The sequence below is a fragment of the Micromonospora sp. NPDC050200 genome (assembly GCF_040656135.1).
In the GTDB taxonomy this organism is placed as follows: domain Bacteria; phylum Actinomycetota; class Actinomycetes; order Mycobacteriales; family Micromonosporaceae; genus Micromonospora.
In genome coordinates this window covers 73,578-97,225 of record NZ_JBFALG010000014.1, presented here as the reverse complement: position 1 = coordinate 97,225, position 23,648 = coordinate 73,578, and the positions used below count along the sequence as shown (strand labels likewise).

Here is a 23,648-nt window from a genome sequence, read left to right as displayed (position 1 = left end):
GGCTACAGACCCGACTCGTTGGTGCGGACCATGATCCGTCGGCACTCCTCGCAGCGGACCACCTCGTCCGGGGCCGCCTTGCGGATCCGGGCCAGGTCGGCGCCGGAGAGCTCCAGCCGGCAGCCGCCGCAGCGGCCGGCGGTGAGCAGGGCCGCGCCGAGGCCGGTGTCCTCGCGGATCTTGTCGTAGAGGGTGACCAGGTCGCCCGGGAGGTCGCCGGCGAGCGGCTTGCGCGCCGACTTCTTGAACTCCTCCTCCTTGGCGATCTCGGCCAGGGTGTCGTCCCGGCGCTGCTCGGCCGCCGCCCGGCGCTCGCGCGCCTCGGCCAGCCGGGCCTCGATCCCGTCGAGCACGCCCTGCGCGGTCTCCCGCTGCTCCATCAGCTCCAGCTCGGCGTCCTCCAGGTCGCCCTGCCGCCGGTTGAGCGAGACCAGCTCGTGCTGGAGCGCCTCCAGCTCGCGGGCCGGGCCGGAGCCGGCGGCCAGCCGGGCCTCGTCCTTGCTCTTGCGGGCGCGGACCTGGTCCACGTCCTTCTCCAGCCGGGCGATGTCCCGGTCCAGGTCGTCCACGGCGACCTGGGCCCGGACCCGCTCGTCCTCCAGCGCGGACAGCTCCCGGGCCAGCCCCTCCAGCTCGGCCCGCTCGGGCAGGGTGCGGCGGCGGTGGGCCAGCTGGGCGAGGGCGGTGTCGATGGCCTGCAGATCGAGCAGGCGGCGCTGGACCTGGGGTTCTGCCTTCACGGTCGGGGCTCCTTGTCGTCCAGTACGGGCGCGGCGGCGTGCACGGTCCAGGGGTCGGTGTCCAGGTCGGACACCACGGTCTCGACGCCGAGGTCGTCCCGGAGGTGGGCGGCCAGGTCGTCCAACCAGGGTCGTTCGGTCGCCCAGTGGGCGGCGTCGAGCAGGGCGGGCCCTCCGGCGGCGAGGTGCTCGCCGGCCGGGTGGTGCCGCAGGTCGGCGGTGAGGAAGGCGTCCACCCCGGCGGCGGTCGCCTCGGCCAGGAAGGCGTCGCCGGAGCCGCCGCTGACCGCGAGGGTACGCACGATACGCGCGGGATCCCCGGCGGCGCGAACTCCCCAGGCGGTGGCGGGCAGCACGGCGGCGGCGTGCCGGGTCAGCTCGGCCAGGGTCATCGGGGTGGGCAGCTCGCCGATCCGGCCGATGCCCCGGCCCGGGCCGTCGGCCGGGGCGCCGGGCGACGGGCGGTGCAGCGGGCGCAGCCCGGTGAGCCCGAACCGGGCGGCGAGCGCGTCGGAGACGCCCGGGGCCGCCACGTCGGCGTTGGTGTGCGCGACGTACAGGGCGACACCGGCCCGGATCAGGTCGTGCACGATCCGCCCCTTGTATGTGGTCGGGGCGACCGAGGAGACGCCGCGCAGCAGCAGCGGATGGTGGGCGACGATCATGTCGGCGCCGGCGGCGCGCGCCTCGGCGACCGTCTCGGGCACCACGTCGACCACGCAGGCGACCCGGCGTACGCCGGCGGTGGGCTCACCGAGCACCAGGCCGACCCGGTCCCACTCCTCTGCCCAGGACGGCGGATACCGGCGCTCCAGGACCGCCACCACCTCGGCGACGGTCGTTGGCGCTGCGGTTGTGCTCACGGCGGGTCAGCTTACCGGCGCACACGGGCGACCACGGCCTCCCCCGCCGCCCGTGTCCCCCGGCCCAGCCCGCTCTCGCCCCACTCGGTCCACCCCGTCTGCGCGGGTGTGGCGGTGTCGGGGCGCCCGCCACACCGCGACATGGCGCGAACAGAGTCGATCACGGCGTGGGCCGGGACGGCTCAGGCGGCCGACGTGACGCGCGCCCGGTCGCGCAGGGCGGAGAGCCCGACCTCCCAGGGGAATGCCTGGAGGTGCCGCTCCCCCGTGCCCGGCGGATGCAGGGGAAAGACGTGGTCACCGAAGAGCACCGTGGTGCCCCACTCGCGGAGCCGGGCCAGGCCGGCCCGGAAGGCCGGGTGGGCGGCCATCGCGGCGTTGGTGAACGGGACGGCCACCACCGGCAACCCCTTGCCCTGCCCCTCGACCAGCAGGCCGAGGGCGAGGGTGTCGGTGATCCCCGCCGCCCACTTGTTGACCGTGTTGACCGTCGCCGGGCAGACGATCATGGCGTCGGCCGGGGGCAGCAGGTCCGGGTCGCCCGCGTTCTTGTAGTGGGTGCGTACCGGGTGACCGGTCTGTCGGGCCAGCGCGGCCCGGTCGACGAACTTCGCCCCGTCGGGCGTGGTCACCAGGCAGACCTCCCAGCCGTCCCGCTGGGCCAGCTCGACCAGGCGACCGACGTGGCGGGCCAGCGGCGAACCGCAGGCGATGACGTAGAGCACCGCGCGGCGCTCGTTGCTCGGGTGCGGGCCGCTCATCCGGCCGGCACCGTGTTCATACCCCTACTCCCATGTGCTCAGCCAACTCCGCTATCGGCGGCGGCGGCGCACCACGTGTGCGACGCAGCACGTCCGACATCACCTCGTGGGCGATCGGCCGGCAACGGATCTCCGAGGGCGCGAGCCGGTCGCCGCGCAGCAGCATCTCCCCGGCGTTGGCCACGTCGCCGATCTGGGCGAAGCCCCGGGCGATGTCGAGCAGGTGGTGCGCCCGGCGCTCGGGCAGCAGCGCGTTGAACGCGGGCTCCGGGAGACGCTGGTGGATCTCCACCGCCCGGCCGCCGTCACCCAGCTCGACCGCCGCGGCGGCGCGGTGCAGCTCCAGGTTGGTCGGGCCGAACGAGGTCCAGTAGTGGTTCTGGTCGCTGCCGAGCAGCGTGGCCGCCTCGTGGGCGCCGTTGAGCAGGTCGTCCACGGTGGCGGAGTCGCCGATCCGGGCGGCCGCCATCGCGCCCTGGAGCAGCAGCATCCCGTAGACGGAGAGCCGGTCCGGGCAGGCGTCGTTGCTCCCGCCCGGGGCGAGCCGGTTGGCGATGGTGACGTTCAGCTCCAGCGCGGGGCGGGCCCGGCCCATGGCCACCAGCGCGTTGCAGACCCGGGTGGTGGCGACCCCGGCCAGCAGCTGGTCGTCGGCCCGCTGGGCGACCGCCATCGAGCGGTCGGCGGCCAGCCAGGCCAGGTCGCACTCGCCGAGCTTGCGCAGCACCGAGGAGGCGATCTGGTAGACCTGCCCGAGCAGGTGGGCCGCCTCGCACGCCTGGTCGCCGCGGTAGCCCGCGTCGGCCGCCTGGGCGTCGCGCAGCAGCTTCGGCAGCGCCCGGGTCAGCATCCCGTAGCGGCCGTACTGGTAGGTGAGCCAGGCGTGGTTGACGGCCTTGCGCATGTCGGCCAGCGGCGGCGGATACGGCGCGGCGTCGAAGTAGGCGCTCATCGAGTCGTACCGCTCCAGGGCGGCCCGGATCTCCTGCACCTCGATCTGGTCGATGCAGTTGAGCGCGTCGGTACGCCGTTCCGGGTCCTTGCCGAGCAGCAGCTGCACGTCGACCTGGAGGATGTCGGCGATCTCGTAGAGGACGGAGAACTTGTCGAGCCGGCGTACCCCGCGCTCGACCTTGTCGACCCAGCTCTTGGACTTGCCCAGCCGGTCGGCGAAGACCTGCTGCGACATCTTGCGCCGGCCCCGCCAGTAGGCCACCCGCCGCCCTATGGGTAGCTCGTCCATCCCTGCTCCTCCCCCTTGTCGCCCGTCCGGTGGTACTCCGGACGGCTTCCCCGCGGGTGCGGCGCTCCGTCCGTCTCAGGTTTTCGCTGGTCGCACAGGTTGTACGTCAGCCATACGGCCAGTCCTCGTAGTTTTCGTGCAAGTTGCACGAGCCGTTCGACAGCTCAACGATCGCGGGTTACGGCAGTGACGGTGCTCGACATGCTGCCTGACGGGATGTCCGGTCGGGGCGAGGGGAGATCACGGGAAATGTGGGGGAACGTCGGACCGCGGGTCGCCCAGCTGTCGCCGATCGAGCGGGTCCGGCTGCGCCGGATCGCCGTCCGGTACGCCGTGCACGGCTGGGATGTCACCCCGGGCGCCTGCCTGGCGCGCAGCCGTTTCGTCTGCGGCCGGGTCGGCTGCCCGACCGTCGGCTGCCACCCGGCGCTGGAGAACTGGGAGCACGGGGCCAGCGCCGACCCGGCCCGGGTGGCCACCTGGTGGCGCAGCCGGCCGCACGGCGTGCTGCTGCCCACCGGGCGGGCCTTCGACGTGCTGGAGGTGCCGGCCCACCTCGGGCGGCACATCGTCGACGCGATCCCGACGCACCCGGCCGGTCCCGCCGTCCGGGGCCCCGTGGTGGTGACCCCGACCGGTCGCTGGATGTTCCTCGTCCGCCCCGGCGACCCGCTGCGGCCGGAGCTGGTGCACTGCTTCCACGTGGTACGCCACGGGCCCGGCTCGTGGATCGCGGCGCCGCCGACCCGGCTGCCGGAGGGACCGGTGCGCTGGGCGGTCGCCCCGGAACAGGCACGCTGGCAGCTGCCCGACTCGTACCTGGTGCAGAACAGCCTGGTCGACGCGCTGCGGGCCACCGGCGTGACGCTGGCCCCGGAGCTGCTCCCCGGCCAGCTCCCGCTTCCCAGGCGGGGTCACTGATCCGCCAGTCGGGTCACCGGCAGCGTCCCGGCCGGTGCCGGGGTCGTTGAACCGGTGACGGCGTGGACGCGCCGGGAACGGGGGTACGTGATGGCCAGCGACGACGCGGCGTGGCCCGCCGGCGGCACCGAGCCGCCACCACACCACCGGCGGCCCCACCGCCGGTCGGGCACCCGCCCGGGTGGTTCCCGCCCGGAACGCGCCCGCCCCGCCGGCTCCCGCCCCGCCGGCAGCCCCCGCCCCGCCCGCTGACCCTCGCGGCCTCGGTGCGGAACTGGCGCAGCAGCCGCCCGAGCTGCCGGCGCGGGTCAGTCGGTGAGGGGCAGGTGGGTGGAGTGCAGGAGGCGGGCGTCGTCGGTGACCACCGCGTGCCGGTGGTCGGTGAGGCGGTCCAGCCAGCCGACGCCGGCCTCACCCATGGCCACCGCCGCGGTGGCGTACGCGTCGGCGACGCCGAGGTCGGCGCCGACCACGGTGACCGAGCGCAGGCCCCGCGCCGGCTCACCCCGGCGCGGGTCGCGCACGTGCTGGCCCCGGTGCTGGACGCCGGAGGTGGCGACCGCCAGGTCGCTGCCGGCGAGGACCAGACAGGTGGCCATCGGGTTCCACGGGTGCGCGACGCCGATCCGCCACGCCTCCCGGGTCGGTGACAGCCCCCGGACCACCACGTCGCCCCCGGCGTTCAGGCAGTGGTTGGCCGCCCCGGCGGCGACCAGCCGGTCCGAGGCGACCTGCGCCGACCAGCCCTTCACATAGCCGGAGGGGTCGAGCCGACCGGTGGCGTACGCGTCGAAGTAGCCGTCCGTGGCGGCCCACAGGTCGGCGCAGCGCTCCAGCACCGCCCGCAGGTCCGCCGACGCCTCGGCCAGCGGCAGCTCGCCCCGGTCGAGGCGGCACACCTCGCTGTCCTCCCGGTAGGTGCTGAACCGGGCGTCGACCTCGCGCAGCCAGCCGAAGGTCTCCTCGGCCAGGTCGTGCAGGGTCGCGGCGGGCAGGTCGTCGGCCAGGTCGAGGCTGATCGCCGTACCCATGACGTGCTCGACCCGGCGCAGACCGGGACGGGCCGGCGAGGCCGGCACCTCAGCCGGCCCGGTCGATCGCCGCCTGGAGCGACCGCTGGTACACGTCGCTGGTGGCGGTGGCGCCGGAGACGGTGTTCAGGTTGGCGCTCTGCTTCTGCACCACCTCGCCGGAGGTGCCGCTGTAGGTGCTCTGCACGTCGTCGCTGCGCTGGCCCGACTGCCCGCTCTGCGGCAGGCCGATCCCGGTGGCGTTGACGATCCGGGTGCCGGAGAGGGTGATCTGCACGTGCAGCGTGCCGTACTCGTACGTGACGTCGGGGCCGCTGACCGTACGCAGGGTCGGCTTCGGCGCGCTGGTGGTGGTCTTCGCCGCGGCCGTCGGCCTGGCGCTGGTGCTGGTCCGGGCGCCCGGGGTCCGGCTCGCGCCGGCGGTGGGTCGGGCTGCCGGGGTGCGTCCCGAGGCGGAGGCCGAGGGCGGCGTCGGGGTGACGCCGCCGGGCGCGGGGGCGACGGACGCCTGGTCGGCGGGGAGGCCCTGGGCCAACTGGCCAGCACCCGGGGAGCCCTTGAGCACCACCAGCGCGCTGGTGCTCGCGGCCAGACCGGTGATCGCGAGGATCGCGCGACGCATGTCGGTTGCCTTCCTACAGTTCGAACGTGGCGAGGTGGATCTGCCGGCGGGGCACACCGGCAGCGCGCAGCACCCGCACCGACTCCTCGACCAGCCCCGAGGGTCCACAGAGGTAGACGTCGCGGCGGGCCACGTCGGGCACCAGCCGGCGCAGCCCTTCGGGGCTCATCACCTGCCGGGGGCCGGCGTCGTCACGGGAGCCGATGACGTACCAGACGGAGGTCCGCCGGGCCTGGGCGAGCCAGTCCAGCTCGTGGTGCAGCAGCACGTCGGCCGGGGTACGGGCGCGGTAGATCAGCGCGGCGTCGGGCGGCAGCTCCTCCAGCATCGCCCGCAGCGGGGCGATGCCGCTGCCCCCGGCGATCAGCAGGGCCCGCTCCCTGGTGCGGTGCGCGGCGGTGAAGGTACCGGACGGCCCCTCCGCCCAGACCCGGGTGCCCGGGTCGAGGTCGCACAGGTCGGCGGTGTGCGCGCCGACCACCTTGACGGTCAGCCGCAACCAGCGACCGTTGGCCGCGGCGGAGAGCGAGAACGGGTGCGACTGCCACCAGCAGCCGCGGGCGAGGAACCGCCAGCGGAAGTACTGCCCGCCGAGCATGTCGATCTGGTTGAGCCGCACGCCGGTCAGGTAGATCGAGATGGTGTCCGGGGTCTCGGCGACCACGTCGGCCACCCGCAGCCGGTACCGCAGGTTGAAGCGCAGCGGGGCGACCAGCCGCCCCCAGCCGAGGGCGACCAGCACCAGCAGGTAGGCGCCGATCCAGCCGGTGCGCACCGGCCCGGGCGGAAAGAGCTGGGCGCCGTTGCTGAACTGGTGACCGAAGCCCAGCAGCAGGGCCGCGTAGCTGGTCAGGTGCAGGTGGTACCAGAGCTCGTAGGGCAGCGCGGTACGGATCGCCCGGACGCCGGTGACGCCGACCAGCACCATGACGCCGGCGGCGGCGAACGCGGAGACCATGTCCTCGTAGTCGCGCAGCAGCACCCCCACCTCACCGGCGACCGACTGCTCGTCGACCTCGGCGTAGGCCACCACCAGCAGCGACATGTGGGTGAGCACCGCGACGAGCAGGGTGGCGCCGACGTCCCGGTGCAGCCGGGAGATGCGTTCCCCGCCGAGCCAGCGTTCCAGCGCGCCGAGGCGGCTCATCATCAGCACCTGCACCAACAGCAGGTAGCCGGCGACCAGGCCGGTGATCCGCCCGGCGGCGGTGAGCACGTCGGCGGTGTCGGTCAGCGAGCCGGCCGGGGTGTCCAGCGACCAGGGCAGCACGCTGGCCACCAGGCCGAGCCAGAACAGCGCGGACAGGGCCCGCCGGCCGCCGGGCCCGCGCCGGGGCAGCGCCGGAGCCGGAGGTACGGAGACAGCCGAACGGCCGCCGTACGGGGACGAGGTCCCGGTACGGCGGCCGGCGGCGTAGGTGTCCTGGTATGTCACGCGTACAGCTTCATGGGGGTGTACTTCTACCTCGGGAAGATCTTGTCCACCTCGGCGTTGGTCAGGCCGAACCGCCCCTGCGCCACGCTTCCGTAGCCGTTGAACATGTTGTTGTACTCGGGTACGCCGCCGCTGTCGAGATCGTCCAACCCGTTCCAGGTGCCGAGCCGGCGAGCCGGCGGATGTTTCGCCCCTCGCGGGCGTCGGCGTCCGGAGCAGTGGCGACACGCTCGCCGACGGCCCGGACGTAACGTTTCCGCGCACGCGACGCTTTCCGCGGCGTTCACCGGTACAGCGAAACTTAAGGCAGGGATAAGCCTGTGCTGAGCCGTTCCTGATCCGCGTCCCGGACCCCGGCACCGGCGCAAATGGCAGCGGCGGAAGGGCGTGAGCCGCCGCCGCAGCGGGTAAGCCGCCGGACCGCTGAAGCCGTGAGGGGAAGGCACCGCCATGCTCAGCAAAGAGGATCAGCGCAGATTCGAACAGATCACCCGGCACCTCCGGGAGAGCGACCCGAAGTTCTTCGCGAGACTCGACCATCGGGCGCGGGCCCGACGCGGGCGCTGGCTGATGATACTGACGATCGTGCTGTGGGCGTCACTGCCGGCGATGACCGTGCTGGCCGGACGGATGGCCGGGGCGATCTGCGCCGTGGTGCTCGCGGCCAACGCCGCCCTGATGTGGCGCGTACGCCGCCGCTGGCAATGACCCGTCGGCCACCACGGCCCCACGCCGACGACGGCACCGCGCCGCCCGGCCCGGGATCGTGGACAGGTGGCGTCCACAACGGACGGCAGCCGTCCACGATCCTCCGCCGGCGGCGGAGTCAGGACCGGCCGAAGGTCCGGTATGCCCGGCGCAGCCGCTCCAGCAGGCCGGGGCCGCCGATGGCGGGCGCGGGCGCGCCGAGCTGCCTCAGCAGCAGCTCCGGGCCGGTCGCCAGGCTCGGCGGCCGGTCGGGCAGCGGCACCGGCGGCAGCCAGAACCGGTCCACCGCCTCGTCCAGCGGGATCGCGGGCAGTCCCGCGAGCACCCGCGCCGTCCCGGCCGGTTCCTCGCCGGGCGTCCGCTCCGGACCCGGTCCGGCTGCGGCCGGGGCGGGGGTGTCCGGATCGGACGGTCGCGGTGGGCCGACGGGGTCGGCCGCGCCCGCACGCAGGGTACGCAGCCGGTCGAGCAGCTCGACCCGGCTCCGGCCGCGCCAGTGCAGCAGCTGGAACGGGTCCGCGTCGAACGCCTCGGCGAGCAGGTAGAACGTCGCCGCGAGGTGCTTGCAGGGCACCGCGAAGTCGGGGCAGCTGCACCGCTGGGTCAGCTCCGCCACCCCGCTCGGGAAGAGCGGGGCGCCGGCGGCCACAAACACCTCCTCCAGCTCCGCCGGGAGGTCACCGGCGAGCAGCCGGGCGCTGAAGAACGCCTGCGCGGCGAGGTCCCGCTCGACCCGCTCCCAGAGCGCCGCCGGGAACACCGCCAGCTCGATCCCCACCCGGTACGGCTCGGCCCGGGAGCCCTGCACGGTCGCTTCCACCCGGCCGGGCGTCACGTCGAGCCGGAGCACCTGGCCCTTCCGCGCGTACGACCGGCCGCGGGTCAGCCGGGTGCCGAGGGCGAACGACTCCAGCACCTCCAGGAACCGCCGCGACCACCAGGAGACGCCGATCGTGCCCCGGGTGCTGCGCGCCTTCAGCCCGCCGTCGACCCGCCGGGGTGGCCCGAAGTCGGCGAACCGCCCGCCGCCGGCCGCGCTCACGTCGTCGCGGTCGGGCTCGCCGGTCGGAGGGGTGGGCTCGCGGCGCCTCACTCGACCACCGCCCCGGCCTCCAGCGCGAACAGCTCGCGCAGTTGGGCGGTGGACAACTCGGTGACCCACTGCTCGCCGCTGCCCACCACCGAGGCGGCCAGGCTGCGCTTGTCGGCGATCATCGCGGCCACCTTCTCCTCCACCGTGCCGGCGCAGACGAACTTGCGTACCTGGACCCGCCGGCGCTGGCCGATCCGGAAAGCCCGGTCGGTGGCCTGGTCCTCCACCGCCGGGTTCCACCACCGGTCGACGTGGACGACGTGGTTGGCGGCGGTGAGGGTCAGCCCGGTGCCGCCGGCCTTGAGCGACAGCAGGAAGATCGCCGGGCCGTCCGACGACTGGAACCGGGTGACCATGGCGTCCCGGTCCGCCTTGCCGACCCCGCCGTGCAGGAAGAGCACCTCACGGCCGAACCGGGCCGACAGGTGCCCGCGCAGCATCCCGCCGAACTCGGCGTACTGGGTGAAGAGCAGGGCCTTCTCCCCCGCCGCCAGCACCTCGTCGAGGATCTCCTCCAGCCGTTCCAGCTTGCCGGAGCGCCCGGGCAGCGCCGAGCCGTCGCGCAGCAGCTGCGCGGGGTGGTTGCAGACCTGCTTGAGCCGGGTCATGGTGGCCAGCACCAGGCCGCGCCGCTCCATCCCGTCGCTGGACTCGATCTTCGCCAGCATGTCGTCGACGACGGCCCGGTAGAGCGACGCCTGCTCGGCGGTGAGGTTGCAGAGCACCTCCATCTCCAGCTTCTCCGGCAGATCGGAGATGATCGAGGAGTCGGTCTTGAGCCGGCGCAGCACGAACGGGCCGGTCATCCGGCGGAGCCGGGCCGCGACCTCGGCGTCCGCGTGCCGCTCGATCGGCACCGCGTACGCCTTCTTGAAGCTGGCGGCCGGGCCGAGCAGCCCGGGGTTGGCGAACTGCATGATGGACCAGAGGTCGGCCAGCCGGTTCTCCACCGGCGTACCGGTGACCGCGACCCGGTGCCGCGCGGGCAGCGACCGGACCGCCTCGGCCTGCCGGGTCGAGGCGTTCTTGATCGCCTGCGCCTCGTCCACCACCACCCGGTGCCAGCCGATCGAGGCGAGCGCGGCCGCGTCCCGGGCCGCCACCGAGTAGGTGGTCACCACCAGGTCGGCGGCGTGCACCGCGTCGGCGAACTCCTCGCCCCGCGCCCGGTCGGCGCCGTGGTGCACGTGCACGCGCAGCCCCGGGGTGAACTTCGCCGCCTCCCGCTGCCAGTTGCCGACCAGCGACATCGGGCAGACCAGCAGGGTCGGCCCGACCGCCGGCGGGTCCCCGGCGAGCAGGGCCAGCAGCTGCACCGTCTTGCCCAGCCCCATGTCGTCGGCGAGCACCCCGCCGAGCCCGAGCGACTGGAGGAAGGCCAGCCAGGCCAACCCCCGCCGCTGGTACGGCCGCAGGGTGCCCTTGAAGCCCGGCGGCGGGTCGAGCGGGGTGAGCCGCCGCTCGGCCTCCCCGGCGAGCAGGTCGCCCAGCGGCCCGTCGGCGGTCACCTCAAGCACGGGCAGCGCCTCGGGCCGGTCGGCCCCGGCCAGGCCGAGGCGGAGCAGGTCGGCGACGGTCAGCTCGCCGGAGGAGCGCAACAGCCGCAGCCCGGCGGCGAGCCGCTTCGGGTCCAGCTCCACCCACCGGCCACGCAGCCGCACCAGCGGGGTCTTCAGCGCGGCCAGCGCGGTCAGCTCGTCGGCGTCGAGCGTCTCGTCGCCGAGCGCCACCTCCCACCGGTAGTCGACCAGCGCGTCCAGCCCGACGCCGCCGGAGGTGCCGGCGACGGTGCCCGGGGCGGTGCGGCCGCGGGCCTGCAACCGGGCGCCGAGTCGCGCCGACGGGCGCTGCCACCAGGACGGCAGCAGCACCCCGAAGCCGGCGGCGTGCAGCACCGGGGCGCCGTCGCGCAGGAACCGGTGCGCGCCCTCGGCGTCCAGCTCCAGCTCATCCGGAGCCGGGGTACGCAGCGCCGCGTCCAGCTCCGGCCAGAGCCGGCCGGCCCGGCCCAGCTCGGCCAGGAGGGTCTCCTGCGGGTCGTCCCGCCGGCCGGCGAGCACGGGCACCGTCTCCGGCGCGCACCAGACCTGGCCGGCGTCGACGTGCAGGCTCGGCTCGTCGGCGGCCTGGAGGCCGAACTCGACCCGCCAGCGGCCACCGTGCCGGACCACCGTGGCCGGGTCGGCGGGCATCACCACCAGCGGGTCCACAATCTCGTCGACCGGCGGCTCGACCAGCCGGAAGCTGGCCCGTACCGCGCCACCGGCGGCGTCGCGCTGCCAGCTGTCCAGCTCGGCGCGGAGGGTGGCCAGCGCGGCGGGGTCGGCGGTGAACTCCCGGTCCGGCCCGGACAGCGCGGTCAGCCAGCCGGCGACCACCCCGTCGCGGCGGCCGCCCCGGGCCGGGTCGGTGTCGGCCAGCGCGACCCGGGCGGCGGCGTCGGTCAGCGCGTCCAGCGCGTCGGCGACCATGCCGCCCGGCCCGGGATCGCCGGGGGCGGCGGCCCGGACGGTTCCCCGCCGGGCGGCGGGCACCGGCCCGGCCTCAGACAGCGGCGCAGCGGAAACCGGCCCGGCGGCGGCCAGCGGCCCGGCGGCGGCCCGGGCGGCCGGAGGCAGGGCCAGCGCGAGCGACCGCGCCCAGCCGGCGTCGGCGCCGGTGAGCAGCGGCCGCCAGAGCGCCCGGGTCACCGCCACCGCGCCGTCGGGCGGGGCGGGCGCGGCCAGCCCGGGCAGGACCCGGCCCCGGGACACCAGGTCGACCGCGAACTCGGCCAGGTCGGCGAGGTGCCGCAGGGTGGCGCCCGGCACGGTGGCGGGCCCGTCGAGGGCGCGCAGCACGGTCAGCGCGTCGTCCGGGGCGTACGTCAGGACGGGCACCCGCCACCCGGCCAGGGTGACCGGGCCGCGGACCGGTTCCGCGACGGTGGTCCGCACCAGCTCGGGCGAGTCCAGCGGGGAGCCGGCCCGGGTGGGCAGGGTGAGCGGCAGCGAGCCGGCCCCGGCTGGGACGTCGCCCAGCGCGGCGGCCAGCGCGGCGGCCAGCGCGGCGTGGTCGGCGGCGAACGGGTGGGGGCGCTCGCGCGGGGCCCGACCGGGGCGGCGCGGCGCCCGGGCCGGCCGGGCACTGTCCTCCGCCCAGACGGCGAGGCCGGCGTTGACCAGCCACAGCCCGTGGATGACCAGCACAGCTCCCGTTTCCTTTCAGTGAGCTTCAGTGAGCACACGTGGGGAAGTCCCGCCGACGCCCGGGCCAAGGATAGGCGGCGCCCACCGGCTACCGTCGGCGCCATGTTCGATCTTCTCGTGGTCGGCGGTCTGGGAGTGGATCTGCGGGTACGCGTGCCCGCGATCCCGCCGCCCGCCGCCGACTCGCTCATCGTCCCCCCGATCGAGTCGCGGATCGGCAACACCGGCGCCGGCGTGGCCCTCGCCGCGCACGCGCTCGGGCTGCGGGTCGCCCTGGTGGACGTGCTCGGCACGGATCCCGCCGGTCAGCTGGTGCGCGCGGCGCTGGCCCGGACCTCGGTACACACCGTGCTGGTCGACAACCCGGGCGGCACCCGGCAGTCGGTGAACCTGGTCGACCCGGCCGGGCGGCGGATGTCGCTGCACGACCCGTCCCCCTGGACCGGCCCGGCGGCCCCGTTCGCCGACGAGGAGCTGGCCGGGCTGGTCCGGGCCGCCGCCCACGTGCACGTCTCGATCATGGACTGGGCGCGGGACCGGCTGCCGGTGCTGCGCGCCGCGCTGCCCGACGGGGTGCCGCTCTCCACCGACCTGCACGACTGGGACGGGCGCGAGCCCTACCACCGCCCGTTCGCCGAGGCCGCCGACCTGGTGCTGGTCAGCGGCGTACGGCTGGGCGACCGGGCCCCGGCGGTGGCCGCCGGGCTGGCACCCCGGACGGTGGTGGTGACCCGGGGCGCGGACGGCGCCGACCTGCACGCGGGCGGCGGCGCGCCGGTGCGGGTGCCCGCCACCGTGCCGGCCGCGCCGGTGGTGGACACCAACGGCGCCGGGGACGCCTTCGCCGCCGGGCTGGTCGCCGGCCGGCTGCGCGGCGCGGCACTGCCGGAGGCCGCGGCGTACGCGGCGGCGGTGGCCGCCGCGGCCTGCACGCACGACGGCATGGAGTATCCGCCCGCGCTGCTGCCGCGGGCCTGACTCAGAGCACGCCGGTCTCGCCGTCGGTCAGCTCCCGCAGGATGTCGGCGTGGCCGGCGTGCCGGGCGGTCTCCTCGATCATGTGCACCAGGATCCAGCGCAGCGACACCTCGCCGAGCTGCGGCTGCGGCACGACGTGCTCCAGCGGGAACCGGGCGGCCACCTCGCGGGACCGCGCGCAGGCCCGCTCGTACGCCTCGACGAGCGAGTCCAGCGTCTCCTCCTCGTCCACGGTGAAGCTGGCCGCCGCGTCCTCCTCGGAGGTCGGGAAGGCATCCCCCGGGGCGGGATCGAGCAGGATCGGGAACCAGTTCCGCTCGACCAGGGTCAGGTGCTTGAGCAGGCCGGCGAGGTTCGTCGCGGACGGCACCAGCCGGCGGCGGGCGTCGGCGTCGGCCAGGCCGCGTACCTTGCGCAGCACGATGCCCCGGTGGAAGTCGAGGAATGCCTCCAGCACCGCCCGTTCGTCGCCGGTGCGGGCCAGGACCGGCGCGAGCGTGGGGTCGATCTCGATGTCCGCCATTCCCGGACCATAGTCCGGGCGGACCCGGGCCCGCTGCCCCGGCTATCCCTGCGGGCCGGCGATCGCCGGGGCAGGATGGGCCCATGGCATCAACGGTGCGGATCCCCCTGGTCGACGGCCCGGCGGACGGCGAGGCGGTCGACGTCGAGCTGGACAGCAACGACCGCCCGCCGCTGACCCATCACCACCTCGGGCCCGAGGGGCTGGCCGACGCGCAGATCTACGAGCTGGAGTTCGTCGGCGACCGGTACTGCTACCGTTGGCGCGGCCCGGCGGTCTGAGCCGTCCGGGGGTGTCACCCGGCGCGCCGCACGCAGGTGTGCCGCACCCGCCGCGATCCGCCGTCGGGCGGGGGCGGTCAGGCGTCCGCCCGGGCCAGCGCCCGGGAACGCAGGCTGTCCAGCACCGCCCGGGTGACGTGAGAGGTGCCCCGGGCCTGGTCGCAGACCTCGGCGACCAGGCGGGCAGTGTGCTCCGCCCGGGACTCGCGTTCGTCCCAGAGCCGGTCGACCTCCGCGAGCAGCGGGCCCTCCACCTCCCGCTCCACGCCGCGCAGAGCCGGCACCCCGAGCCGCTGGGCCAGGTCGAAGACCTTTCCCGCGTACGGCAGGGGCAGGAACGGGGTGCCCATCATCGCGGCGAAGATCAGGAAGTGCAGCCGCATGCCGACCGCCAGGTCGAGGTGCTTCATCAGGCCGAGCACCTGCCGGGGTGTGTAGTCGCCGTGCAGGATCCGGCCCCGGTCGGCGGCGATCATGTGGGACATCACGCCGTGCGAGTGCCGGATGTCGTCGCGCTCCATCGGGACGAAGAGCACGTAGGCGTCGATCCGGTGCACCAGGAAGTCGCCGATCTGGGCGATCAGCCGGTGGTACCCGTCGACGTCGAGCCGCTCGGCGGCCCGGCCGGGCTCGCGGACGCTCAGCCCGACCAGGCGCTTGCCGGCGGGCACGCCCTCCTCGCGCAGCAGTTCGGCGGGGAAGTCCTCGGGCTCCAGCAGGAACGCCGGGTCGGCGGTGACGGTGACCGGGTTGAGCAGCCCCGCCTCCTCAAGCACCATCCGGGACTCCTGGTCCCGCACGGTCACCTCGAGGGCCCCGGCCAGGGTTTCCCGGACCATGCCGGTGTCGACCCCGTCGCTCAGCGGCCCCACCCCCACCGCGTACGTCAGCAGCGGCAGGCCCCGCTCCTGGGCGACCCGGACGACGCGCAGGTAACGGCGGGCCTCCCGGTCGTACAGGATGCCTCCGCCGCCCAGGATCAGCAGGTCGAGCTGGGCGAGCACCTCGGCGGAGTCGACCCGGCTGACCCCCTCCCACGGCACCGCCTCCACGTCGGGGTGGGCGAGCGCGGTGTGCGTCGGGTTGCGGGAGAAGACGATGATCCGGGCGTCGGGTTCCTGTTGGCGCAGGTCGGCCAGGAGGCCGGTGAGGATCGCCTCGTCCCCGAGGTTGCGTCCGCCGTACGAGCCCAGCACACCGATGGTCAGGCCGGCGCCGTCTCTCATCCGTCACTCCTCCCGGGGTACGTCCCGGGCGGTTTCCCGTTGCGGCGGGTGGCATACCTCGGGCCGAGGCGGACGGCTGGGGTGTGTTCAGGCGCGGGCGACCAGCCGGGACACGAGGGCGGAGACCACCTCGTCCGGGTCAAATCCGGCGTCGATCGAGGTGGTGAGCAGGTCGAGCAGGAGCCCGTCCAGCGCGTAGTGCAACAGGGCGACCTCGAACGCCCCGCCGGGCAGCCCGGCGGCAACGTGGAACGCGACGTCGTCGCGGTAGCCACGGCGCAGCGTGTCGCCGAGGATCCGGGCCAGCTCCGGCCGGCGCACCGCCTCCAGCCGCAGCTCGATCAGCGCCCGGGTCAGCTCCGGCTGGGCGGTGGTGCGCGTGACGATGTAGCGGACGTAGTCGGTGAACAGTTCCAGCGAGGGCTCCCGGGCGCCCAGCTCGGCGAGGGTGCGCTCGTCCGGGGCGAACCGCTCCATGATCCGCTCACCGAGCGCGCCGAGCATGGCGTCCCGGGACCGGAAGTAGTTCGAGGCCGTACCGATCGGGACGCCGGCCTCGGCGTCGACGGCGCGGTGGGTCAGGCCGCGCGCCCCGGTCGCCGCCAGCACCCGTAACCCGGCGTCGGCCAGCGCCGCCCGCCGTTCCACGTTTCTCACCACGGCATCACCCTAGCGAAAACCACGACAGATGTTGTAGTTTCGCAACCACGACAGCAGTAGTGATGAGGAGTTCGTTTGCGCAAGCTCGTGTACTACGCCGCCAGTACCCTCGACGGCTTCATCGCCGCCCCCGACGGGTCCTACGACTTCTTCCCGCTCGAACCCGACGTGCTGGAGCACCTGGTGGCGACCTGGCCGCAGACGTTTCCCACCTTCGCCCACGCCAGGTTCGGCATCGACCGGCCGGAGGGCCGCTTCGACGCGGTGGTGATGGGCCGCGCCACCTATGACCCGGGGCTGGCCATCGGCCTCACCAGCCCGTACGCCCACCTGACGCAGTACGTCTTCTCCCGCTCGCTGCCCCCGGCGGACTACCCGGACGTGCAGCTCGTCGACACCGACCCGGTCGAGTTCGTCCACGAGCTGAAGCGGCGGGAGGGCGGGGACATCTGGCTCGCCGGCGGCGGGCAGCTCGCCGGGCAGCTGCTGCCCGAGGTGGACGAGCTGGTAATCAAGCTCAACCCGTTCCTGATCGGCCGGGGCGTGCCGATCATCGACCGGGAGTTCGACCCGCGCCGGTTCCGGCTGGTGGAGACCCGGCCCTTCGACAGCGGGGTCGTCGTCCTGCGCTACCTCGCCGGATAACGCGGTTGCCCGCCGGCCGCTCCCTCGACCACCCTGGACGGATGGGTGAGCTGGTCAGGACCCGGATCGGCTGGACGGACCTGCCCGGCCACGTCCGGTCGGCGGTGGAGGACGTCCTCGGCGACCGGGTGGTGGAGGCGGTGTCCCAGCCTGGGGGCTTCTCCCCCGGCACCGCCGACCGGGTCCGCACCGCCGATGGGCGACGTGCCTTCGTCAAGGCGGTCAGCCCGGCGCAGAACGCGCACAGCGTCACGCTGCACCGGACCGAGGGGGCCGTCGCCGCCGCGCTGCCGACGTCCGCCCCGGCGCCCCGGCTGCTCGGGCGCCACGACGACGGCGAGTGGGTGGCGCTGGTCTTCGCCGACGTCGAGGGCCGGCACCCGGCCACCCCGTGGCGGTCCGACGAGCTGACCACCGTGCTCGACACGCTGGCGGCGATGGCCACGGCACTCACCCCCGGTCCGGTCCGGCACGCGCCGACCGCCGTCGAGCGCCTGGCGTACGACTTCACCGGCTGGGACCGGATCGCCGCCGACCCGCCCGCCGACCTCGACCCGTGGGCCCGCGCGCGGCTCGACGACCTGTGTGACTCGGCCGAGCGGGCGCTGGCCGCGCTCGACGGCGACACGCTCTGCCACCTCGACATCCGGGCCGACAACCTGCTCGTCGACGGGGCCGGGGCGGTGGCCGTGGTCGACTGGCCGCACGCCTGCCGGGGCCCGGCCTGGCTGGACACCGCGCTGCTGCTGGTCAACGTCCGGCTGCACGGCGGGCACGACACCGAGGCGCTGCTGCGCCGGCTCCCGCTCACCGCCGACGTCGACCCCGACGTTTTGACCGGCGTGTACGCCGGCCTGGCCGGCTACTTCACCGACGCCGCCCGGCAACCGCCCCCGCCGGGCATCCCCACCGTCCGGGCGTTCCAGCAGGCCCAGTCGGATGCCCTGCTGCCCTGGGTACGCCAGCGGATGCGCTGACCGCGGGGGTCACTCATTCGGGTGGGCGGACCTGGTGGGTGAGGAACGGCAGGACGGCGGCGGGCAGGGCCGGCGAGGCGACGATGTCGTAGTGGGTGAGACCGGGCAGCACGGCCAGCCGGGCCGTCGGCCGGTCGCTGCCGTCCCAGCCGGCGTCCCGGTGCCCCCCGCCCAGCAGCCCGAAGAACTCCGCCATGTGGGTGACCGGGATCGAGTCGGCGTCGGCGTAGACCAGCATGGTCGGCACGGTGAGGGCGGCGACCTCGGCCGACCAGTCGTACTCGCGGCGCAGCAGGTCGCCGGTCCTGGCCCAGAGCTGCGGCCAGTCCTCAGGCCGGGGGGCGACCCGCGCGTACAGCTCGTGCGGGGGCGTGCCGCGCATCTGCTCGCCGACCCGCGCGTCCTGGGCGGCCATCGCGGCCAGCACCTCCGGGTACCAGCCCTGCCGGCGGCACGGGGTGGAGACCATCACCAGCCGCCGGACCAGCGCGGGATGCTGGATCGCGGTACGCAGCGCGACCCCGCCGCCGAGGGAGTAGCCGAGCACGTCGGCCCCGGACAGGTCGAGGTGCCGCAGCAGCGCGGCGACGTCGTCGGCCATCGTCTCGTACCGCAGTGGACGGTCCACGTCCGCGGTGCGCCCGTGACCCTGCAGGTCGACGGCGATCACCCGCCGCCGCTGCGTGAGGGCGGGCAGGATCGGGGCGAACATCTCCACCGCGCCGTACCCGCCGTGCAGCAGCACCAGCGGCTGGCCGCTGCCGTGCGTCTCGTACCAGAGGTGCAGACCGTTGACGTCCGCGTAGCTCACCAGGGCGCCTCCCGTCGTCTCGTCCCGCCCGCATCCTGACAACGCCGTACGACACTCGGAGGCACCGGTCACGAGCTTCTCGTCCTGGCACAGTGGCGTGTTCCCGCCGGCACGGCTCAGCGGGCGAACGGGGAGTCGGGCATCTCGGGCAGCGGCGGGGCTTGGCTCCTCTCGTCGGCCCAATCGGTCTGCCAGCGGACCAGGGTGGGCGCGGCCCACCGACCGGCGTGCCAGGCGAGCACGCCCACGGCGACGACCAACGTACCCACCACCAGGACGGCCAGCAGTGTCCGCAGGGCGGCCCGGCCGTCGACCGGGTGGCGGGGCGGCGGGGAGTGTTCCAGCTCGAACAACCACTGCGGCCAGGTCATAGCGACGCCCACACCTCCTGCCCCACGGCGGAGGCCGCTTCGACGATGGCCGGGGCGGCGACACCCCGCGCCTCGTACCTGACGTAGACCCCGTACGTGCCGAGGCAGGACGACAGGTGGACGACATGGTTGTCGGCCTGGTTGCCACGCTCGAAGTAGTACGTCCCGACGTCGCCGAGCGCGACCCGGTGGTTGGCCCGGTTGACCGGCCGGGTCAATGCTCCCGGTCTGTCGAGACAGCGCGGCCCCTCGCCCGCCTCGCTCCGCCCGTACCGGGTCAGGGCGACGAACAGGCTGGTGCCGTCCGCACCCGGGGGGCCCTCGGTCAGACAGGAGGTGCCGTGCCAGCTCGGCTCGGCCTCCTCCCCGGCCGTCAGCGGGCCGTGGCCGGGAACGAGGATGTCGAAGACCGCCGGCCTGATGAGGCGGCAGACCGAGGGGGCGCGGTCGGGTCGACGGTGGCGCTTCCGTACCCCTGCTGGAAACCGACGGTGGCCGCGATCAGCACACAGATGGCCGCGACGGTCAGCCAGGTCACCCGCCGCGCGCTCACGCCGTCGGTGTGGCGCGGGCCGACAAGCAGCTGGACTGAGCCCATCCGGCTTGGTGGTGGGCGCGGCAGGTTTCGAACCTGCGACCCCTCGCTTGTAAGGCGAGTGCTCTCCCACTGAGCTACGCGCCCGGAACGCCCGTACGGCGGGCCGGAGGGTGGCAAGCTTACCTGCCGGCCCCCGGCCCGGTCGAACGGTGTGCCCCGGTCAGGGCGTCAGGCGGTGACGGCCTCCGCGAGGGCCTTGCGCCAGCCCTCCTGGTCGCGCGCCTCGCCCGGCATGTTCATCTCGGCGAACCGGACGACGCCGGCCTTGTCGATGACGAAGGTGCCCCGGTTGGCGATGCCCGCGACGTCGTTGAAGACGCCGTACGCCTGGGCGACGGCCCCGTGCGGCCAGAAGTCGGCCAGCAGCGGGAACTGGTAGCCCTCCTTCTCGGCCCAGATCTTGTGGCTGTAGACCGAGTCGACGCTGACGGTGAGCACCTGGACGTCGTCGTTGACGTACTCGTTGAGGTTGTCCCGCACCTCGCAGAGCTCGCCCTGGCAGATGCCGGTGAAGGCGAGCGGGTAGAAGACCAGCAGCACGGTGCGCCTGCCCCGGAAGTCCGAGAGCCGGACCTCCTGGTTGTTCTGGTCCTTGAGCACGAAGTCCGGCGCCTCGGCGCCAACCTCGATCGGCATGCGAGCTCCTTGGGTTGAGTCTGGAGGTGGCAACAGCCTGCCACACCCGGTGGCGGCCGCCGCCGGGTCACGGGTTGCGCTCGGGGCTACTTCTTGTTCTTGGACCCGCGCCGCAGCACCAGGCGGGCGCCGCTCCAGTCCCGGCCGGCGTTGATCGTCGACGTCTGCTGGAGCCCGGCGGTCTGCGCCGACTCGGCGACCTCGCTCGGCTCGACGTGCCCGTCACGGCCGGCCTTCGGGGTCAGCAGCCACACGACTCCGGCGTCGGCCAACGGGCCGAGGGCGTCGACGAGGAGTTCGAAGAGGTCACCGTCGCCGTCGCGGTACCAGACCAGCACCGCGTCGACCACCTCGTCGGTGTCCTCGTCGACCAGATCTCCACAGCGGTCGGTCAGGGCGTCGCGGAGATCCTGGTCGACGTCGTCGTCGTACCCCATCTCCATGACGACCATCCCCGGCTCGATCCCGAACCGGTCCGCCAGGCTGCGTACCCCGTCGGCGGCCTGACCTGCGGTCGCGCTCACTGTCGCGTGCCTCCTCATCTCATCCCTGTCTGCGACGTCGGGCGACGCCGTCAGGCAAAGTCCACACAGTTGCGGGCCCACGCGCAAGTGGCGCACCGGGTGGAACGGAATTTACCGTGCCAGCAGCGTACGGGCACCCTGGGTAATGGCTTCCTCGGAGACCAGAACCTGACGCGCCGCCGGACCTAATGGTACAAACGAGTCAACTCCGGCCACTCGCCGCGCGGCACCCACATATCCGGCGTCGACCAGCGCCGCGAGGATCCCCTCGCCGACCCCGCCGGACCGGCGCGTCTCGTCCACCACCAGCACCCGGCCGGTCGCCGACGCCTCCCGGATGAGGTCCGCCACCGGCAGCGGGGCCAGCCAGCGCAGGTCCACCACCCGGGTCCCGATCCCCTCGTCGGCGAGGGTGGCGGCGGCCCGCAGGGACATCCGCACCCCGTTACCGAAGGTGAGGATCGTAACGTCCCCGGCCGAGCCGACGCCGTAGACCCGGGCACGGCCGATCGGCACGTGCCCGGACGCCCACGCGCCGGGCTCCGCGTACTGCCCCAGCCACTCGCCGTCGCCCGGCTCGTACAGGTCGCGGGTGTGGTAGAGCGCGATCGGCTCCAGGAAGACGCAGACGCTGCCGTCCACCGCCGCGGCGGCCAGGCAGGTGCGCAGCAGCGGCGCGGCGTCGTCCGGCCGCGCCGGCACCGCGATCACCAGGCCGGGCACGTCCCGGAGTACGGCCACCGAGTTGTCGTTGTGGAAGTGCCCGCCGAACCCCTCCTGGTACGCCAGCCCCGGCACCCGCACCACCATCGGGTTGCGGAACGCCCCCCGCGAGAAGAACTGCATGGTGGCCGCCTCGCCGCGCAGCTGGTCCTCGGCGTTGTGCAGGTACGCCAGGTACTGGATCTCCGGCACCGGCAGCAGCCCGGCCAGCCCGGCCCCCAGGCCCAGCCCCAGTACCGAGGTCTCGTCGAGCAGCGTGTCGAACACCCGCGCCGGGCCGAACTTCTCACGCAGCCCCTTGGTCACCCCGTACACCCCGCCCTTGGCGGCGACGTCCTCCCCGAACACCGCCATCCCCGGGTGCTCGAGCATCCCGTCGGCCAGGGCGGCGTTGATGCTCTGCGCGAGGGTGAGCGGGCCGGCCAGCTCCGGCGGCTTCCCGCCGAACGCCTCGGCGCGGGCGCCCGCGCCGGGGCCGGCGGCCCGGGACGCCACCTCCGCCACCGCCGTGGAGATCCGCAACGGCCGGCGCGGCGCGAGCGGGGCGACCACCTCAGCCGCCGTGGCGAGCTTCGGCTCGTCGAGCACCTCCTCGGCGATCCGGCGGATCTGCCAGCCGCGCTCGTCGTACCGGGACAGCAGCTCCTCGCCGGTGGCCAGGCCGGCGTCCACCAGCAGCCGGGCGGTGGCCAGCACCGGGTCTCGCGCCTCGTCGGCGGCGATCTCGGCGGCGCTGCGGTAGGCGGTCTCCGCGTCGGCGCCGGCGTGCCCCATCAGCCGTACGGTGCGCAGGTGCAGCACCGCGGGCCGCCGGTGCCGGCGTACCCAGGCCGCCGCCTCGGCCGCCGCCGCGTACGTCCCGACGGGGTCCGCCCCGTCGGCGGAGAAGTAGCGCAGCCCGGGCCGGGCCCGCAGGCTCCGCTCGACCCAGCCCTCCGGCGAGCGGACGCTGATGCCCAGCCCGTTGTCCTCGCAGACGAAGAGCACGGGGATACGCAGCCCGGTGTGGTCGTACCAGCCGGCGGTGTTGAGCGCGGCGGTGGCGCTGGCGTGGTTGACCGAGGCGTCGCCGAAGGAGCAGACCACGATGGCGTCCCGGGGCCACGGCGAGCGCAGCGGGGCGTCGGCGCCGTCCCGCCGGCCGGCGGTCCCCACCCGGCGCAGCCGCTCCAGGGCCAGGCCCAGCCCGACCGCCCGGGGCAGGTGCGAGGCGATCGTGGAGGTGGTGGGCACGACGGCCAGGTCGGCCCGGCCGAAGACCTTGTGCCGGCCCCCGGCGACCGGCTCCCGTGCCGAGGCGACCATCCCGCGCAGCACGTCCCGCGCGGCGTCGGCGTACGCGTCCGGCCGGCCCGCGCCGGTGGCCGCGTCGCGGGCGGAGGCGCCGCCACCGGGAACCGCCTCGGCGCCGGTGCCGGTGCGGTCCGGGAGGGGACCGGCGGCGATCGCCTCGGCGGTACCGTCCGTGCCGACGCGGTAGGCGGCCGCACCCGTGACGGCGCCGCCGGCGGTGGCCGGGGCCACGGGGGCCGCCTGCTCCCGCGTCGGCCCGCCATCCGCGACCGTCGACGCCACGTCTCCGGAGGGGCCGGGGACCCCGACGGGATCGACGCCGTCACCGAGGACGTCAGGGACCTCGGCGAAGTCGGCGCCGTCACCGGAGGCGTCAGTGGCGTTGACGGGGTCCGCGCTGCCGGTGGAGGCGTCGGGGACCCTGACGGGGGCCGCGCCGTCACCCGGGGCATCGGCGGGGCCGGGAGTGCCGGCGGTGGGCGTACCGTCGCCGGTGCCCGCGGCGGGGAACTCGCCGGCGGCCCGGGCGGCGCGGGCACAGTAGAAGGCGCCGGAGCGGTAGTGCAGCAGCGCCGGATCGGTGGGGCGCAGCGCGGCGGCGACCGCGGCGTTGGCCTCGTGCCCGGCCGAGCCGATGGTGTAGAAGCCCTCCCCGAAGCTGCGCAGCCAGCGCCCGGCCAGGTCGAGCTGGCGGCTGGTGACCTGGGCGTCGAAGAGGGCGAGCAGCTGCCGCCCGGTCAGCGCGGCGCCCTCGCGGACCGGCTCTGCCGGGTCACGTCGCCGCTCGGGCTCGGGCA

The 23,648-nt window shown here is 74.8% G+C and carries 25 protein-coding genes and 1 tRNA gene; 6 read left to right on the top strand and 20 right to left on the bottom strand.

The features are described from left to right. Positions 1-2: 2 nt before the first annotated feature. The 4 genes from AB0I41_RS12465 to AB0I41_RS12450 form a co-directional block, all read right to left on the bottom strand. Positions 3-740, bottom strand: coding sequence for a C4-type zinc ribbon domain-containing protein (locus AB0I41_RS12465; RefSeq protein ID WP_357105563.1), 738 nt, complete (start codon positions 738-740; stop codon positions 3-5). Beyond that, the gene (locus AB0I41_RS12460) at positions 737-1,603 is read right to left on the bottom strand and encodes a Nif3-like dinuclear metal center hexameric protein (protein WP_357105560.1); all 867 of its coding nucleotides are present in this window, start codon (positions 1,601-1,603) and stop codon (positions 737-739) included. Before AB0I41_RS12460 ends, AB0I41_RS12465 begins: the two co-directional genes overlap by 4 nt. Positions 1,604-1,785: 182 nt before the next feature. Further along, complete coding sequence (locus AB0I41_RS12455) at positions 1,786-2,364, bottom strand: flavoprotein (protein ID WP_357105557.1); 579 nt, start codon at positions 2,362-2,364, stop codon at positions 1,786-1,788. A gap of 16 nt (positions 2,365-2,380) precedes the next feature. Continuing rightward, a complete protein-coding gene (locus tag AB0I41_RS12450; RefSeq protein WP_357105554.1) occupies positions 2,381-3,607 on the bottom strand; it encodes a helix-turn-helix domain-containing protein in 1,227 nt (408 codons plus the stop codon). A gap of 249 nt (positions 3,608-3,856) precedes the next feature. On the opposite strand from AB0I41_RS12450, the gene AB0I41_RS12445 reads away from it, so the two are divergent. Further along, positions 3,857-4,528, top strand: a complete 672-nt coding sequence (locus AB0I41_RS12445; protein ID WP_357105551.1) for a bifunctional DNA primase/polymerase — start codon at positions 3,857-3,859, stop codon at positions 4,526-4,528. A gap of 308 nt (positions 4,529-4,836) precedes the next feature. Here the strand turns inward: AB0I41_RS12445 and AB0I41_RS12440 are convergent, their stop codons facing one another. From AB0I41_RS12440 to AB0I41_RS12425, 4 genes are read right to left on the bottom strand one after another with little or no spacing between them, the layout of a single operon-like run. Next, a complete protein-coding gene (locus AB0I41_RS12440; protein WP_357105549.1) occupies positions 4,837-5,559 on the bottom strand; it encodes an FAD:protein FMN transferase in 723 nt (240 codons plus the stop codon). A gap of 49 nt (positions 5,560-5,608) precedes the next feature. Next, positions 5,609-6,181, bottom strand: a complete 573-nt coding sequence (locus AB0I41_RS12435; RefSeq protein ID WP_357105547.1) for an FMN-binding protein — start codon at positions 6,179-6,181, stop codon at positions 5,609-5,611. A gap of 13 nt (positions 6,182-6,194) precedes the next feature. After that, the gene (locus AB0I41_RS12430) at positions 6,195-7,616 is read right to left on the bottom strand and encodes a ferric reductase-like transmembrane domain-containing protein (protein WP_357105545.1); all 1,422 of its coding nucleotides are present in this window, start codon (positions 7,614-7,616) and stop codon (positions 6,195-6,197) included. A gap of 26 nt (positions 7,617-7,642) precedes the next feature. Then, positions 7,643-7,765 carry a hypothetical protein gene (locus AB0I41_RS12425; RefSeq protein ID WP_357105542.1) on the bottom strand — a complete coding sequence of 41 codons (123 nt, stop codon included), beginning with the start codon at positions 7,763-7,765 and terminating at the stop codon, positions 7,643-7,645. A gap of 301 nt (positions 7,766-8,066) precedes the next feature. Here AB0I41_RS12425 and AB0I41_RS12420 point away from each other — a divergent pair, with 301 nt between their 5' ends. Further along, positions 8,067-8,324 (top strand): DUF3040 domain-containing protein, encoded by a 258-nt coding sequence (locus AB0I41_RS12420; protein ID WP_357105539.1) that lies wholly within the window; start codon positions 8,067-8,069, stop codon positions 8,322-8,324. 118 nt (positions 8,325-8,442) lie between these two features. Here AB0I41_RS12420 and AB0I41_RS12415 read toward each other — a convergent pair whose 3' ends face one another. Both AB0I41_RS12415 and AB0I41_RS12410 read right to left on the bottom strand, forming a co-directional pair. Next, positions 8,443-9,366, bottom strand: a complete 924-nt coding sequence (locus tag AB0I41_RS12415) for an SWIM zinc finger family protein (protein ID WP_357105674.1) — start codon at positions 9,364-9,366, stop codon at positions 8,443-8,445. A gap of 47 nt (positions 9,367-9,413) precedes the next feature. Beyond that, positions 9,414-12,605 (bottom strand): DEAD/DEAH box helicase, encoded by a 3,192-nt coding sequence (locus tag AB0I41_RS12410; protein ID WP_357105536.1) that lies wholly within the window; start codon positions 12,603-12,605, stop codon positions 9,414-9,416. A gap of 102 nt (positions 12,606-12,707) precedes the next feature. Here AB0I41_RS12410 and AB0I41_RS12405 point away from each other — a divergent pair, with 102 nt between their 5' ends. Continuing rightward, positions 12,708-13,583 carry a PfkB family carbohydrate kinase gene (locus tag AB0I41_RS12405; protein ID WP_357105533.1) on the top strand — a complete coding sequence of 292 codons (876 nt, stop codon included), beginning with the start codon at positions 12,708-12,710 and terminating at the stop codon, positions 13,581-13,583. A 1-nt stretch (position 13,584) separates the two neighbouring features. Here the strand turns inward: AB0I41_RS12405 and AB0I41_RS12400 are convergent, their stop codons facing one another. Continuing rightward, a complete protein-coding gene (locus AB0I41_RS12400) occupies positions 13,585-14,106 on the bottom strand; it encodes a DinB family protein (protein WP_357105531.1) in 522 nt (173 codons plus the stop codon). A gap of 83 nt (positions 14,107-14,189) precedes the next feature. Between AB0I41_RS12400 and AB0I41_RS12395 the strand changes: the two genes are divergently transcribed. Next, entirely contained in the window at positions 14,190-14,387 is a 198-nt protein-coding gene (locus AB0I41_RS12395) for a hypothetical protein (RefSeq protein WP_357105528.1), read from the top strand. Between the two features lie 77 nt (positions 14,388-14,464). On the opposite strand, the gene AB0I41_RS12390 is transcribed toward AB0I41_RS12395, so the two are convergent. Both AB0I41_RS12390 and AB0I41_RS12385 read right to left on the bottom strand, forming a co-directional pair. Continuing rightward, the gene (locus AB0I41_RS12390; RefSeq protein ID WP_357105526.1) at positions 14,465-15,613 is read right to left on the bottom strand and encodes a polysaccharide pyruvyl transferase family protein; all 1,149 of its coding nucleotides are present in this window, start codon (positions 15,611-15,613) and stop codon (positions 14,465-14,467) included. An 87-nt stretch (positions 15,614-15,700) separates the two neighbouring features. Further along, entirely contained in the window at positions 15,701-16,273 is a 573-nt protein-coding gene (locus AB0I41_RS12385) for a TetR family transcriptional regulator (RefSeq protein ID WP_357105523.1), read from the bottom strand. A gap of 75 nt (positions 16,274-16,348) precedes the next feature. Here AB0I41_RS12385 and AB0I41_RS12380 point away from each other — a divergent pair, with 75 nt between their 5' ends. After that, positions 16,349-16,918 carry a dihydrofolate reductase family protein gene (locus tag AB0I41_RS12380; RefSeq protein WP_357105521.1) on the top strand — a complete coding sequence of 190 codons (570 nt, stop codon included), beginning with the start codon at positions 16,349-16,351 and terminating at the stop codon, positions 16,916-16,918. Between the two features lie 41 nt (positions 16,919-16,959). Further along, positions 16,960-17,895 (top strand): phosphotransferase, encoded by a 936-nt coding sequence (locus AB0I41_RS12375; RefSeq protein ID WP_357105518.1) that lies wholly within the window; start codon positions 16,960-16,962, stop codon positions 17,893-17,895. Between the two features lie 13 nt (positions 17,896-17,908). Here the strand turns inward: AB0I41_RS12375 and AB0I41_RS12370 are convergent, their stop codons facing one another. From AB0I41_RS12370 to AB0I41_RS12340, 7 genes are all read right to left on the bottom strand, one after another. Further along, the gene (locus AB0I41_RS12370; protein WP_357105516.1) at positions 17,909-18,706 is read right to left on the bottom strand and encodes an alpha/beta fold hydrolase; all 798 of its coding nucleotides are present in this window, start codon (positions 18,704-18,706) and stop codon (positions 17,909-17,911) included. Positions 18,707-18,822: 116 nt separating this feature from the next. After that, entirely contained in the window at positions 18,823-19,077 is a 255-nt protein-coding gene (locus AB0I41_RS12365) for a hypothetical protein (RefSeq protein WP_357105514.1), read from the bottom strand. Next, positions 19,074-19,295, bottom strand: a complete 222-nt coding sequence (locus AB0I41_RS12360) for a hypothetical protein (RefSeq protein ID WP_357105513.1) — start codon at positions 19,293-19,295, stop codon at positions 19,074-19,076. Before AB0I41_RS12360 ends, AB0I41_RS12365 begins: the two co-directional genes overlap by 4 nt. 389 nt (positions 19,296-19,684) lie before the next feature. After that, a tRNA-Val gene (locus AB0I41_RS12355) sits at positions 19,685-19,759 on the bottom strand. Between the two features lie 84 nt (positions 19,760-19,843). Beyond that, entirely contained in the window at positions 19,844-20,311 is a 468-nt protein-coding gene (locus AB0I41_RS12350) for a peroxiredoxin (protein WP_357105510.1), read from the bottom strand. Between the two features lie 86 nt (positions 20,312-20,397). Further along, the gene (locus AB0I41_RS12345) at positions 20,398-20,835 is read right to left on the bottom strand and encodes a DUF3052 domain-containing protein (RefSeq protein ID WP_357105507.1); all 438 of its coding nucleotides are present in this window, start codon (positions 20,833-20,835) and stop codon (positions 20,398-20,400) included. A gap of 111 nt (positions 20,836-20,946) precedes the next feature. Next, positions 20,947-23,532 (bottom strand): thiamine pyrophosphate-dependent enzyme, encoded by a 2,586-nt coding sequence (locus AB0I41_RS12340; RefSeq protein ID WP_357105671.1) that lies wholly within the window; start codon positions 23,530-23,532, stop codon positions 20,947-20,949. Positions 23,533-23,648 lie beyond the last annotated feature (116 nt).